This is a genomic window from Streptomyces sp. NPDC004031, assembly GCF_053604375.1.
The window spans coordinates 102,175-114,663 of sequence record NZ_JBSGHL010000021.1; the positions used below are offsets into that span (position 1 = coordinate 102,175).

Genomic DNA, 12,489 nt, shown 5'->3' on the forward strand with positions numbered 1-12,489 from the left:
CGAGAGGTATCAGCACCGTGAAACACACCAGCACCCCCCTTTCCCTCCGCGGACGCGACGTCCGCGCCAAAGCCGCCGCCGGGGTCGCCGCCGCGGGGCTCGCGGCCGCCGGGCTGCTCGCGCTGCACCCCGGCGTCTCGCAGGCGGCGCAGCCGCAAGCGCAGCCGCTCGCACAGCCGCGGCTCAACGCCAACGCGCTGTACGTCGCCCCGAACGGCACCGACAGTGCCGCCGGTACGCAGGCCGCGCCGACCACCCTCACGTCGGCGATCAGCCGGGTCACCGCGGGCGGCACGATCTACATGCGCGGCGGCACGTACAACTACGCGCAGACCGTCACCATCGCCGACGGCAACAACGGCTCCTCCGGCGCCCTCAAGGAGCTGTCGGCCTACCCGGGCGAGACGCCGGTGCTGGATTTCTCCGCGCAGAGCGAGGACTCGGCCAACCGCGGGCTGGCGCTCATGGCGTCGTACTGGCACCTCTACGGGCTCACCGTGCAGCACGCGGGCGACAACGGGATCTACGTCGGCGGCAGCAACAACGTCATCGAGCGTGCCGTGACCGCGTTCAACCACGACACCGGCCTCCAACTCGGCCGGATCGCGTCCACCACCCCGCAGAGCAACTGGCCGTCGAACAACCTGATCGTCAGCTCGGAGTCGCACGACAACGCCGACTCCGACGGCGAGGACGCCGACGGCTTCGCCGCCAAGCTCACCACCGGCACGGGCAACGTCTTCCGGTACGACGTGTCGCACAACAACATCGACGACGGGTGGGACCTCTACACCAAGACCGACACCGGTCCGATCGGCCCGGTGACGATCGAGAACTCCCTGTCGTACGACAACGGCACGCTGTCCAACGGCGGCCAGGCCGGCAGCGGCGACCGCAACGGATTCAAGCTCGGCGGCGAGGACATCAAGGTCAACCACATCGTCCGCAACAACATCGCCTACCGCAACGGCCACCACGGCTTCACCTACAACAGCAACCCCGGCTCGATGACGATCTCGGGCAATGTGAGCATCGACAACACCGAGCGCAACTTCTCCTTCGACGCGGGCACGTCGGTCTTCCGCAGCAACACGTCCTGCCGCAGCGGCTCCGGCTCCAACGACAAGACCGTGGGCGACGCGGACGGCTCCAACCAGTTCTGGAGCGGCACCAACGGCTCGCGCTGCTCCTCCTACGGCGGGGCGCTCAGCTGGTCCTTCGCCTCCGACGGCACCCTCGTGGTGACCTTCGGCGGCTCCACCCCGCCCACGACACCCCCCACCACCCCGCCGACCACCCCGCCGACGACGCCGCCCACCACGCCGCCGACGACCCCGCCCACCGGCGGCACGCTGCTCAGCGACGACTTCGAGGACGGCAACGCCAACGGCTGGACGACCACGGGCGGCACCTGGGCGGTGCGCGCGGCCGGCTCGCACGTCCTCACCCAGTCCACCGTGGCCGGGACCGCGGTCGCGCTGGCCGGGTCGCCGGGCTGGACGGCGCAGAGCGTGCAGGCGTCCGTCACGCCCACGCTCTTCGACGGCTCCGGCGAGTACGTCGCCGTCCTGGCCCGCGCGCGGGACGCCTCCGACTACTACGCCCTCGTGCTGCGCGACGCGAACAAGGCCGAGATCCGCCGTGTCTCGGGCGGTACGAGCAAGGTGCTGGCGAGCGTCTCCTTCCCGGTCGACACCGGCACCACCTACACCGTGCGGCTGTCCGCCCAGGGCAGCGCGCTGACCGGCTACGTCAACGGCGCGGCCGTGGTGAGCGCGAGCGACGGCACGTACGCCTCCGGTGCGGCGGGCCTGAGCACGTACCAGGGCACGGCCGACTTCGACAACGTCGTGGTCACCACGTCGTAACCGCGTCGTCGCACTGCGTGCGGGCGGTCGGGCCGCGGGAATCGCGGTCTGACCGCCCGCACGCTTTCGGGCGTAGCCTGAGGTGGACAGCGCCTGCTGCCGGTCGGCCCGCGGGAGGTCCTCATGTTCAACATCCTGGAAGATCTGTTCGCGCCGTCCCGCAAGCACACCGACGACGAACGCAACCGCCTGGAGCTGTTCCGCGAGGAGGAGGGCAACGGCGATCCCGCCCGCGGCCCGATAGACCTCTCGTCCGGCAAGGTCGTGATGCGTGCCCAGCGCACGTCCCCGGAGGACGCCCCCACGAGCAGCGCACCGTAACCGCGCGGCTACGCGGCGCCGAACCGGTGCGCGGGCAGCCCCGGCACCGCCGCCGTACGGCGCAGCACCGCGCCGGACAGCGGCCAGCGCGCCAGCTGCTCTTCGCTCAGCCCCCGGGAGGCGGACGTGACGAACATCGTCCGCAGGTCCGGGCCGCCGAAGGCGATGCTCGTCGGCCGCAGCACGGGCAGCCCGACGCGTTCGCGCACGCTGCCGTCCGGCGTGAAGCGCGTGAGGTGGGCGCCGTCCCAGAACGCGCACCACAGGTCACCGGACGCGTCCACCCGCAGCCCGTCCGGGACGCCCTCCAGCGCGGTGGTGTCGGCGAGGACCTCGCGGGCGCCGAGCGCGCCGGTCGCGGCGTCGAAGGCGTAGCGGTGGATCCGGTCGCGGCCGGAGTCGACGACGTACATCCACCGGCCGTCCGGCGACCAGTCGATGCCGTTCGCGCACCGGAAGCCCTCGTCGGCCGCACGGTACGAGCCACCGTTCTCCAGGACGTACAGGCGGCCGTCCGGGCCGGGCGGGTCGTCCTCCAGGGTGCCGGACCAGAAGCGCCCGGCCGCGTCGACGGCGCCGTCGTTGAAGCGGGACGACGGGTGGCCCGGCTCCGGGTCGGCCAGCAGCCGCAGCGCCCCGGTGCGCAGGTCCAGCAGATGCCAGCCCGTCCGCAGGGCCGCGAGCAGCACATGCGGGTCGGCGGTCAGCCCGAGGCAGCCCACGTCCGTCCCGACCCGGGTCACGCGCGGGCCGTCCGCGTCCTCGCGGCGGCTCAGCACCTCGCCCGCGACGATGTCCACCCAGTGCAGGGTGCGGGTGCGCGCGTCCCACAACGGGCCCTCGCCCAGCCGGTGCCGGCCCGCCGAGAAGACCTCGACCCCACCGGCCCCGCCGGGCCCAGCAGCACTGCTCACGAGACGGCTCCCCTCGGCGGGGCGCGCCCCCACCGGTAGTTCCGGACAACCGCGAACCGTATCCGACCAGTTCGCGGCGCATCCGCCCGGGTCCGGGCCGGGCGGATCTGACGGAAGGCTTACGGGCACCCGGCGGGCCGCCCCACCGGGCCGCCGGGCGCCTAGCGTGCGGGACATGCGCGTCCTCGTCACCGGCGGAGCCGGGTTCATCGGCTCCCACATCGTCACCGCCCTCGCCGCCGAAGGCCACGAGCCGCTCGTGCTCGACACCCTGCTGCCCGCCGTCCACCCGGTCCCGCCCGCGATCCCGGCGGGCGCCGCGTTCGTGCGCGGTGACGTCCGCGACGCCGAACAGGTACGGGCCGCGCTGCGCGGCGTGGACGCCGTCTGCCACCAGGCCGCCATGGTCGGCCTCGGCTCCGGCGTCCACGACGCCCCCGCGTACGTCTCCTGCAACGACCTCGGCACCGCCGTCCTGCTCGCCGCCATGGCCGAGGCGGGCGTCCGGCGGCTGCTCCTGGCCGGGTCGATGGTCGTGTACGGGGAGGGCCGCTACGAATGCGCCGAGCACGGAGCCGTACGCCCCGGCCCGCGCCGGGCGGCGGACCTCGACGCCGGGCGCTTCGAACCCCCCTGCCCGCGGTGCGGCGCGCCGCTGCGGCCCGGACTCGTCACGGAGGACGCACCCACCGACCCGCGCAACGTCTACGCCGCGACGAAACTCGCGCAGGAACACCTCGCCGGATCCTGGGCCCGCGCCACCGGCGGGCGCGCGGTGGCACTGCGCTACCACAACGTCTACGGGCCCGGCATGCCCCGGGACACGCCCTACGCGGGCGTCGCGTCCTTCTTCCGCTCCGCCCTCGCCCGCGGCGAGGCACCCCGCGTCTACGAGGACGGCGGCCAGCGGCGGGACTTCGTCCACGTCACGGACGTCGCCGCGGCCAACGTCGCGGCGCTCGCCGCGGTCGGGGACCGTACGGAGGGGATGTGCACCCCCTACAACATCGGCAGCGGCTCCCCCCGCACGGTGGGCGAACTCGCCGCGGCCCTCGCCTCCGCGGCGGGCGGCCCCTCCCCGGTGACCACCGGCGCCTACCGTCTCGGCGACGTCCGCCACATCACCGCGGACTCCGCCGCCGCCCGCCACGACCTCGCCTGGACCCCCCGCACCGCCTTCGCGGCAGGCGTCACCGAATTCGCCACGGCGCCACTGCGCGAGCCGACGAACGCCTCGCCCTGCCAGGGCCAGTAGTACGCCTCGGCCCGCCGACCCGCTAGCAGTGGCGGCGGTACTCCGCCCACTGCCGGGCCGCCGCTCGTACGCCCGACGCAAAGGGGGCGGGGGTCGGCCCGGCCACTTCCTCCCAGTAGTTCGCCTTGGCCTCGGCGAAGGCGGTGACTCCCGCCGACGGCGCGGTGCGCCAGGCATGAACGCTGGAGGCGCACCTCTCCGCCGATGCCGGGCTGTGCTCGCCGGAGGCCACCAGCCAGAGGACCCAGTAGGCGGCGTCCAGCCATGCCGCCCCCCGAGAGCCCCACGCCCAGTCGACCAGCTTGGCGGTAGAGCCCGTCACGATCACGTTGGTGCTGTTCGGGTCCGTGTGCACCAGCGCGTCACCCTCGAAGTGGGATGTGTCGGACGGCTTGGCCACGTAGCCCTTGAGGCGATCGCTCACGGGCCGCAGACCGAGGTCGGGACAGGGCGTCTTCGCTACGGACGTCAGAAGTGCCGCAACGGTACGCAGATCCGGCGACCCGGCGGAGTAGTCGGCGTGGTGGCCGTCCAGTGCTTCGAAGATCAGCAGATCCCAGCCGCAGTCGGTGAGGTGCCAGCGGAGAGCCGGTGACAGCCCGGCCACGTGCGGGTTGATCTCCGCCTCCCGTGCCTGCGTCCACGCGCGTGTGTGGCTCTCCCGGAGGCCCTTGACGAAATAGCTCCCGGTCGCACATAGGATGCGCGCCGCGATTTCGCTGTTGTATCCCTCGCGTACCGATGTCACCTCACTGATCGGCCCCGTGCGCGCCTCGATCCCGGCGACCAGGCGCGAGGGAAGGACGGCAAAGGCGATGCGTGCGGTCGTCACTCTTGCGCTCTCGTCGTGGACGGACTGGCGGACCGGTGCGCGGACCGGTCCGCCAATTGTGAGGGATCAGTTGTACGGGTTGTCGTCGCCGCAGCCCGGCACGGCCCCCGCGGTCAGGCTCTCCACATCATCCACGAAGACCAGCCCGGTCGGCTCGGGAGCCACTCCTGTCACAGGGGTGGGCTTGTCGACCCGGGGTCGCGTGGTGATCTCCACGGCTACAGCCGTCATGGAGCATCATCTCCGTTTCCGTGTTGGCAGTAGATTTCGAGCGGTGCCTTCGCTGCCTGGTAGACCCTTGCCAGCGGCCGACATACCCGGCAGGTGTCCGAGAGTCGGCAGCCGCTGCAGCCACCGGAGCGAAGCATTTGGGCATCTGCGATACCGGGCAGACGCAGGAGGCCGTCCAGGCCCTCCGTCAGGAGGTTGACGGGGTTCTCCCGGCCGACTTTGCACATGGTGGCGAAGCCGTGCGGGTCCACGTGGAAGAACGTGTGGCCGGCCGGGCGGCCCCTGAAGACCTCCGACTTGTCGAGCCATCCGGACGCCTGGACGGCGAGCGGGCCCGGTGTCCCCTCGTAGGTGGGGGAGATGTTGGCGTACTCGGTGAACCAGGTCGCGTACTCCTCGGCAATGGCCCGCATCGCCGGTACCTCTTGGGCGTTGCGCTTGGTGATGATGAGCGCGATTTCCACCGCGACGTCCGCGGCCTTTGCGGCCTGAAGTCCGCGCATCAGCAGATTGAACGCCCCGCGCTTGCGCGTGAGCGCGTCGAAGCTGTCGGCCGTCGCCCCGTAGAGGGAGACGGTCACCTTGTGGGGCCGGTGTCTCGACAGGAGTTCTATGACCTCGGGGCGGTGCAGCCGACTGCCGTTGGTCAGGATCTCGATCAGCATGCCGAGCCCGTATGCGTACTCGTAGGAGTGAAGGAAATCCTTGTCGATGGTGGGCTCACCACCGGTGAACTGGAGCCAGAGAACCCCCGCGTCACGGACCACATCGAGAAGGTGCTCCTTTTCAGCCCGGGAAACACCCTCGAACCGGCGTTCTGCGAGGTAGCAGTGTTCGCAATTGAAGTTGCATCCCTTGTTGATCTCGTACGAAGCGCGGTTGTACTTGTACGGACTGACAGGGCGGACCAACACGGCTCCGGGCACGGCGAGATCGCCTTCGTTCAGCCCCCATGTCTTCTCAGCCGCCGGCAGCAGCCACGTCGGAAGGCTGCCCCCGGCACCCACGGCCTCGGCGATCTCGATGTACATGGCGGAGGGAAGTCGGATGGCTCTGCGGGCCCCGGGGCGCACGAGCACGAAGGTATTGTTCTGCGGGCTGGCGATCAGTTCGTGCATGGGCTCTCCCGATACGCCGCTGACGGGTGGATCTCCGGCACACGCTCCTCCCGGAGCACGTCGTTGAGGTGCTCCAGGAGGTCCGAGGCGACGCTGAGCTCAGCGTCGAGCCACGCCCCCGGGCCGACTCCACGGCGCGGTGGCCTACTGAGGCACACGCTAGAAACTGCTGACCACCCGTCACAGCGCCGTATCGCCCTACCTTTGCGATCAAGTAGGGCACAGCGTCCTACCCGATGAGTCCGAGGCGATCCGCCAGGCCCAATACCGGCGCATCCCGGCGCCGAACCCGACCGCGCAGATCCTCCACCAGGCGGCGCGATGTGGAGTGATAGCGCATCCACTCAGGGGCGTTCTGCTCAGCCAGCAACAGGGCCCGCGTCGCAGCCACGTCGTCGTCGAGGTCGAAGTGGGCCAAAGCCCGGTCGACGTGGAAACGGGCCCGCCACGTCGGCGGGAGGGAACCGAGGGCCGGAACTGCACGCGCGGCGCGAATCGCCTCGTCGCTGCGTTCCAACTCGACGAGGAAGTTCACCTTCGCCACTCCGGCGTTTGTCGGGCCGAAGGGCGTCGCGTACACCATCAGATCGGCACCGATGCTCGCGGCCGCACCGGTCGCCATGTTCAGCAGATCACTGACCTGACGCTCCTGCCGCACCGCCGCCGTGGCCGCGCGCAGGAGCAGAACACCCCACAAGGCCAGGTCCTTGGGAGCAGACCGGAAGCCCGGCTCGATCTGCTCAGCACGCAACACCGCCACGCGCTCGGCATCTTCGAGCCTGCCTTGCTTGGTGAAGATCCACGACAGTGTGGACGCGGCGAGCGTTTCCAGGTCCGGATCGTCACAGTGCCTTATCGCGGCCCAAGAACGTTCCATCGCCGTAAAGGCTGCATCCTCCTTGCCAAGTGCTGTCAAGGTGGTAGCAGCCACCTGGTAGGCCACGGCCAGGACCGATTGCGCCGCGGCAGCGTCGGAACCCGTGGAGGCGTGAACGACAGCACGCGCGTCGCTGATCAGCTGCGGCAAGAGCTTCCCGATCTCGCCCATGCGGCCCTCACGCCGGATCACCTCAGTGGATGCGAGCGACGCTTGCAGCTCCGCAAGTGTCGGCGGATCTTCCGGGTCCGCCTCTCCACCCATGAGATCCGAAAGTGGAGACACCGCCTGTCGCAGGGCAAGCACCGAAGGCAGCTCCGATTCCGTGTGGTGACCGGCCTCGAACGTCGAGGGCTGACCCACGAGAAACGACGGCTCGGTGTCCAGCGCTCTGGCCAAGGCGTTGATCGTGGTCAACCTCGCCGATGTCCGCCGTCCCTGCTCCAGTTTCCGCACCACATCAACCGAGACCCCGGCCTCGTGGGCCAGCTCCTCTTGCGTGAAGTTCCGCCGGAGCCGCAACTCCGCCACACGGTCGCCGATTCCGGACTCGAATACGCCCACGCCTACCCCCGGGCAAAGGATGGTCCCTCCACGGTACGCCGCCCGGTCCCGACGGCCGAACGACCGCCCGGACCACGGCAGCAGGTCCCCCCTCAGGGAAGGGGCGTGCCCAGGGGGAGGGCGACGTCGAAGCGGCAGCCGCCGGGGACGTTGTGGACGTCGGCGCGGCCTGCGTGGGCCTCGACGATGCCGCGGACGATCGCCAGGCCGAGGCCCGCGCCGGAGGGCGGGGTCCGGGCGGGGGTGCCACGCCATCCGGTGTCGAAGACCCGCGGCAGGTCCTGTTCGGGGATGCCGCCGCACGCGTCGGTCACGGACAGCAGGGCCGTTCCGTCGTGGCGGCTCACGGACACCGCGACGGTGCCGTCCGGCGGGGTGTGGCGGATCGCGTTGGTCAGCAGGTTCGCGAGCACCCGCGTCATCTCCTTGCCGTCCACCTCCACCGGCACGTGCGCGATGCGGTCGCCCACCAGCCGTACCCCGCGTTCGCGGGCGAGCGGATCCGCGCCGAGCATCGCGTCGGCCGCGAGGTCGCGCAGCGAGACCCGGCTCGGGCTGAGGGTGAGGGCGCCCGCGTGGATGCGGGAGAGTTCGAAGAGGTCGCCGATCATGCCGCCGAGCCGTTCGACCTCGGTGCGGATCTGGCGGTGGTAGCGGGCGGGGTCGGCCGCCATGCCGTCCTCCAGTGCCTCGGCCATCGCGCGCAGCCCGGCGAGCGGGGTGCGCAGGTCGTGCGAGATCCAGGCGACGAGCTCGCGGCGCGACGACTCCAGGGCGCGTTCGCGTGCGCGCGAGTCGGCGAGCCGGTCGCTGGTGGCGGCCAGTTCGCGGGTGAGCGCGGCGAGTTCGGCGGTCGCCGGGACGGGCGGGGCGGCGAAGCTGCCGCCGTCCCCGAAGGCGCGCGCGGCGAGGGTCAGCGCGCGGCTGCGGGCGACCACCCAGCGGCCCATGAGCAGCGCGGTCGCGAGCGACACGACCGCGGCCATGGCCGCGACGAGCGTGACGACCCGCAGGTCGTGCGGCGACAGGAACATCGCCTGGGCGACGGCCAGCGTGCCGCCCAGCATCGTCGTGACGGCGACGACCGCGACGACCGCGAGCGACACGGCGACGGACCGGTGCCGTACGAGCCGCAGCGCGACCGCTCCCGACAGGCCCGCGCACGCGGCGCCGCCGAGCGCGAACAGGGCGATGAGCGCGATGTCCTTCATGACGCCGCCGTCCCGCCCGCCGTGGGGGCGGCCGCCTCCTCCGTGCCCGGCGGGGGGTCGAAGCGGTAGCCGACGCCCCACACCGTGCGGATCAGGCGGGGGGCCGCCGGGTCGTCCTCGATCTTCGCGCGGAGGCGGCGGACGTGAACGGTCACCGTCGACAGGTCGCCGAACTCCCAGCCCCACACCACACGCATCAGCTCCTCCCGGCTGTGGGCCCGGCCGGGGTGCGCCAGGAACCAGGCCAGCAGGTCGAACTCGCGCAGGGTGAGGGTCAGTTCGGCGGCGCCCTTCACGGCGCGGCGGGCGCCGGTGTCGACGGTGAGGCCCGCCGCGCGCAGCACGCCCGTGGGGCCGGGCGGGGTGCCCGGTCCGGAGCGGGCGCGGCGCAGCACGGAGTCCACCCGCAGGACCAGCTCGCGCGGGCTGAACGGCTTCGTGACGTAGTCGTCCGCGCCCATTTCGAGGCCCGCGATGCGGTCCTCCTCGTCGCCGCGGGCGGTGAGCATGATCACCGGCAGCGGGTGGCCGGCCCGCAGCCGCCGGCACACCTCCAGGCCGTCGATGCCGGGCAGCATCAGGTCCAGGACGACGAGGTCCACCGCCCCCGCGGCGGCCTCGGCGAGCGCGGCGGGGCCGTCGGGGGCGTGCAGGGCGGTGTGGCCGGCCCGGCGCAGATAGCCGGTGACGACCTCCGCGACGGTCGGGTCGTCGTCGACGACCAGGATCCGGGCCGGTGCTGCTGGCGTACTCATGCCCTCCAGCCTCGCACCGGGCCGCCGTGTGCGGCCTGCCCGGGAGCGCGGGACGGCCCGGCGTCCGCGTTTCGTAAGGAGTCCGTGTCCGCTATGTCCGCCGGGAATTCCTACGGTTGCAGGCGTGACATCTCACCGTGTGGACGCCGCCTCCGCCTCCGCGATCCCGGTCCCCGTCCCCGTCCCGGTACGGGCCGCGGATCCCGCCGCCGGAGCGGCGGGCGCGGCCCCTTCCGTGGACGTCGTGCTTCCCTGTCTGGACGAGGCCGCGGCCCTGCCGTGGGTGCTCGCGCGGATCCCCGCGGGGTGGCGGGCCCTGGTCGTGGACAACGGTTCGCGGGACGGGTCGGCGGAGGTCGCGCGGCGGCTGGGGGCGGTCGTCGTGGCGGAGGCGGAGCGCGGGTACGGCGCGGCCTGTCACGCCGGGCTGCGCGCGGCGACCGCCGACATCGTGTGCTTCTGCGACTGCGACGCCAGCCTCGACCCCGGTCTGCTCACCCGCTTCGTCGGGGCGGTCGCGCAGGGCCGGGCCGATCTCGTGCTCGGCCGCCGCCGTCCGGTGTCCCGCGGCGCCTGGCCCGTCCACGCCCGGACCGCCAACGTCGCGCTCTCCGTCCTCCTGCATCGCCGTACGGGTCTGCGGCTGCACGACCTCGGCCCGCTGCGGGCCGCCCGCCGCGAGGCGCTGTTCTCCCTCGCCCTGACCGACCGGCGCAGCGGCTACCCGCTCCAGACGGTGGTGCGCGCCGCCGACGCGGGGTGGCGGGTGCGCGAGTACGACGTCCCGTACCTCCCCCGGGAGGGCAGGTCCAAGGTCACCGGTACCTGGCGCGGCACCTGGCAGGCCGTGCACGACATGCGCGCGGTGCTGGCGGAGCCCCCGTACGCCCCCGGTGTGCCGTGCGCGGCGGACGGGAGCGGGCGGTGACGGACCTCGTGGTGATCGCCAAGGAGCCCGTCGCCGGGCGGGTGAAGACGCGGCTCATGCCGGACTTCTCGGCCGCCGAGGCCGCGGCGCTCGCGGCGGCGGCGCTCGCCGACACGCTCCGCGCGGTCGCGGCGACGCCCGCGCGGCGGCGCCTGCTGGTGCTCGACGGGCGGCCGGGGGCGTGGCTGCCGGACGGCTTCACCGTCGTCCCGCAGTGCGCGGGCGGGCTGGACGTACGGCTGGCCGCGGCCTTCGCCGCGTGCGCGGGGCCCGCGCTGCTGATCGGCATGGACACCCCGCAGGTGACCCCCGCGCTGCTGCGTACGGGCACGGACTTCGCCGGGCACGACGCGTGGTTCGGCCCCGCCGCGGACGGCGGCTTCTGGGCGCTGGGCCTCGCCGTCCCCGACCCCGCGCTGCTGCTCGGCGTGCCGATGTCGGTCGCGGAGACGGGCGCGGTGCTCGCGGCCCGCCTCCACGCGGCGGGCCTGCGCACCGGCCGCCTGCCGGTCCTGCGCGACGTGGACACCGCCGCGGACGCCGCGGCGGTCGCGGCCCTGTGCCCGGACGGCCGCTTCGCCGCGCTGCACGCCCGGTTGACGGGACGCGGTGCGGCGGCGCGCGGTGCTGCCCGGCCCGGGTCCGGCACGGACGACCTGGCGTGCGGCGGGGCAGCGGGCCCTTCCGCGGGTTCCGTCGGCGTCGCGCCGCCTGTCCGGTCGGCGGGACGCCGGGACGCGGCGGACCCGGCGGCGGGCGGGCGCGGCCCGGTGCACGGCGGGGTGACAGGCGCCCCAACGGCTGCCGTCGCCCCCGCGGTTGCCGTCGCCTCCCCGGCTCCCGTCGGCGCCGCGTCGGCGGGTGGCACGGGGGCCGCCGGGCCCGCGGCGGGGGGCGCCGCGGGCGGTGCCGGGGGGGCGGCGCGGTGATCGAGGCAGGGGGCGGGGCCGTCGTCGTGGGGGTGCGGGGCGGGGCGTGGGGGGAGGACGCGTACGACCGGGCGCTGCGGGCGGGCGGGGGACCGCTGTTCCTGCGGCGGCGGGACGGCTGGCTGCTGCCGCTGGAGGTCGAGCGCTGGCTCGCGGACGCGGACGCCGCCGACGAGAGCGTGCTGGCCCGCTGCCGGGGTGCCGTCCTGGACATCGGGTGCGGGCCCGGCCGGCTCGTCGCCGCGCTCGCCGGACGCGGCCACCGCGCGCTCGGGGTGGACGTCAGCTCCGCGGCCGTGCACCGGACGGTGCTGCGCGGTGGAGCCGCGCTCCACCGCTCCGTCTTCCACCCGCTGCCCGGGGAGGGCCGTTGGGCCACCGCCCTGCTGCTGGACGGCAACATCGGCATCGGCGGCGACCCGGCGGCGCTGCTCGCCCGCGTCGCCGAACTCCTCGCGCCCGGCGGCCGGCTGGTCGCCGAGGCGGCCGCGGTGGAGGTGGACGAGCGCTGCGAGGTCCGTCTCGACGGCGGCCGCGGTGACCTCGGCGCCCCCTTCGCGTGGGCCCGCCTCGGCCCCGCGGCCCTGCGCCGTACGGCCGACGCCGCCGGCTGGACCACGACCCGCGCCTGGCGCGCGGCCGACCGGCACTTCGCCGAACTGCGCCCGCCGCAGGCGTAGTCCGGC

11 protein-coding genes and 2 pseudogenes are annotated in these 12,489 nt (G+C 73.5%); 6 read left to right on the top strand and 7 right to left on the bottom strand.

Annotation, left to right across the window (positions count from 1 at the left end):
- Nucleotides 1–113 precede the first annotated feature (113 nt).
- Both ACWERV_RS16150 and ACWERV_RS16155 read left to right on the top strand, forming a co-directional pair.
- Nucleotides 114–1,259 (top strand): annotated as a pseudogene (locus tag ACWERV_RS16150) (right-handed parallel beta-helix repeat-containing protein); the annotation flags it as partial.
- Between the two features lie 732 nt (nt 1,260–1,991).
- The gene (locus tag ACWERV_RS16155) at nt 1,992–2,189 is read left to right on the top strand and encodes a DUF6191 domain-containing protein (protein ID WP_452933255.1); all 198 of its coding nucleotides are present in this window, start codon (nt 1,992–1,994) and stop codon (nt 2,187–2,189) included.
- Nucleotides 2,190–2,197: 8 nt separating this feature from the next.
- Here ACWERV_RS16155 and ACWERV_RS16160 read toward each other — a convergent pair whose 3' ends face one another.
- Nucleotides 2,198–3,103: an SMP-30/gluconolactonase/LRE family protein gene (locus tag ACWERV_RS16160; RefSeq protein WP_452933256.1), complete on the bottom strand. Its 906-nt coding sequence runs from the start codon at nt 3,101–3,103 to the stop codon at nt 2,198–2,200.
- Between the two features lie 175 nt (nt 3,104–3,278).
- Here ACWERV_RS16160 and ACWERV_RS16165 point away from each other — a divergent pair, with 175 nt between their 5' ends.
- Nucleotides 3,279–4,358, top strand: coding sequence for an NAD-dependent epimerase/dehydratase family protein (locus ACWERV_RS16165; protein WP_452933258.1), 1,080 nt, complete (start codon nt 3,279–3,281; stop codon nt 4,356–4,358).
- Between the two features lie 22 nt (nt 4,359–4,380).
- On the opposite strand, the gene ACWERV_RS16170 is transcribed toward ACWERV_RS16165, so the two are convergent.
- The 6 genes from ACWERV_RS16170 to ACWERV_RS16195 form a co-directional block, all read right to left on the bottom strand.
- A complete protein-coding gene (locus tag ACWERV_RS16170) occupies nt 4,381–5,190 on the bottom strand; it encodes an aminoglycoside phosphotransferase (RefSeq protein ID WP_452933259.1) in 810 nt (269 codons plus the stop codon).
- A gap of 66 nt (nt 5,191–5,256) precedes the next feature.
- Nucleotides 5,257–5,421: a hypothetical protein gene (locus tag ACWERV_RS16175; protein ID WP_452933261.1), complete on the bottom strand. Its 165-nt coding sequence runs from the start codon at nt 5,419–5,421 to the stop codon at nt 5,257–5,259.
- Complete coding sequence (locus ACWERV_RS16180; protein WP_452933262.1) at nt 5,418–6,539, bottom strand: radical SAM protein; 1,122 nt, start codon at nt 6,537–6,539, stop codon at nt 5,418–5,420. The genes ACWERV_RS16175 and ACWERV_RS16180 overlap by 4 nt, the downstream gene beginning before the upstream one ends.
- 229 nt (nt 6,540–6,768) lie before the next feature.
- Nucleotides 6,769–7,980 carry a helix-turn-helix domain-containing protein gene (locus ACWERV_RS16185; protein WP_452933264.1) on the bottom strand — a complete coding sequence of 404 codons (1,212 nt, stop codon included), beginning with the start codon at nt 7,978–7,980 and terminating at the stop codon, nt 6,769–6,771.
- 92 nt (nt 7,981–8,072) lie between these two features.
- A complete protein-coding gene (locus ACWERV_RS16190; protein WP_452933266.1) occupies nt 8,073–9,191 on the bottom strand; it encodes a sensor histidine kinase in 1,119 nt (372 codons plus the stop codon).
- Nucleotides 9,188–9,946, bottom strand: a complete 759-nt coding sequence (locus ACWERV_RS16195; protein ID WP_452933267.1) for a response regulator transcription factor — start codon at nt 9,944–9,946, stop codon at nt 9,188–9,190. Before ACWERV_RS16195 ends, ACWERV_RS16190 begins: the two co-directional genes overlap by 4 nt.
- Nucleotides 9,947–10,181: 235 nt before the next feature.
- On the opposite strand from ACWERV_RS16195, the gene ACWERV_RS16200 reads away from it, so the two are divergent.
- The 3 genes and pseudogenes from ACWERV_RS16200 (at nt 10,182) to ACWERV_RS16210 (ending at nt 12,483) form a co-directional block, all read left to right on the top strand.
- Nucleotides 10,182–10,874 carry a glycosyltransferase family 2 protein gene (locus tag ACWERV_RS16200; protein WP_452933306.1) on the top strand — a complete coding sequence of 231 codons (693 nt, stop codon included), beginning with the start codon at nt 10,182–10,184 and terminating at the stop codon, nt 10,872–10,874.
- Nucleotides 10,871–11,485 (top strand): annotated as a pseudogene (locus ACWERV_RS16205) (TIGR04282 family arsenosugar biosynthesis glycosyltransferase); the annotation flags it as partial. The gene ACWERV_RS16200 and the pseudogene ACWERV_RS16205, both read left to right, overlap by 4 nt.
- A 314-nt stretch (nt 11,486–11,799) precedes the next feature.
- On the top strand, nt 11,800–12,483 hold the full coding sequence (locus ACWERV_RS16210; protein WP_452933269.1) for a methyltransferase domain-containing protein: 684 nt from the start codon (nt 11,800–11,802) through the stop codon (nt 12,481–12,483).
- The last annotated feature ends 6 nt before the right edge of the window (nt 12,484–12,489 follow it).

Bases quoted from the DNA above. Each gene is read 5' to 3' on its own strand.
- ACWERV_RS16155 (WP_452933255.1), top strand. From the start codon at position 1,992: ATGTTCAACATCCTGGAAGATCTGTTCGCGCCGTCCCGCAAGCACACC.
- ACWERV_RS16165 (WP_452933258.1), top strand. From the start codon at position 3,279: ATGCGCGTCCTCGTCACCGGCGGAGCCGGGTTCATCGGCTCCCACATC.
- ACWERV_RS16175 (WP_452933261.1), bottom strand. From the start codon at position 5,421: ATGACGGCTGTAGCCGTGGAGATCACCACGCGACCCCGGGTCGACAAG.
- ACWERV_RS16180 (WP_452933262.1), bottom strand. From the start codon at position 6,539: ATGCACGAACTGATCGCCAGCCCGCAGAACAATACCTTCGTGCTCGTG.
- ACWERV_RS16190 (WP_452933266.1), bottom strand. From the start codon at position 9,191: ATGAAGGACATCGCGCTCATCGCCCTGTTCGCGCTCGGCGGCGCCGCG.
- ACWERV_RS16195 (WP_452933267.1), bottom strand. From the start codon at position 9,946: ATGAGTACGCCAGCAGCACCGGCCCGGATCCTGGTCGTCGACGACGAC.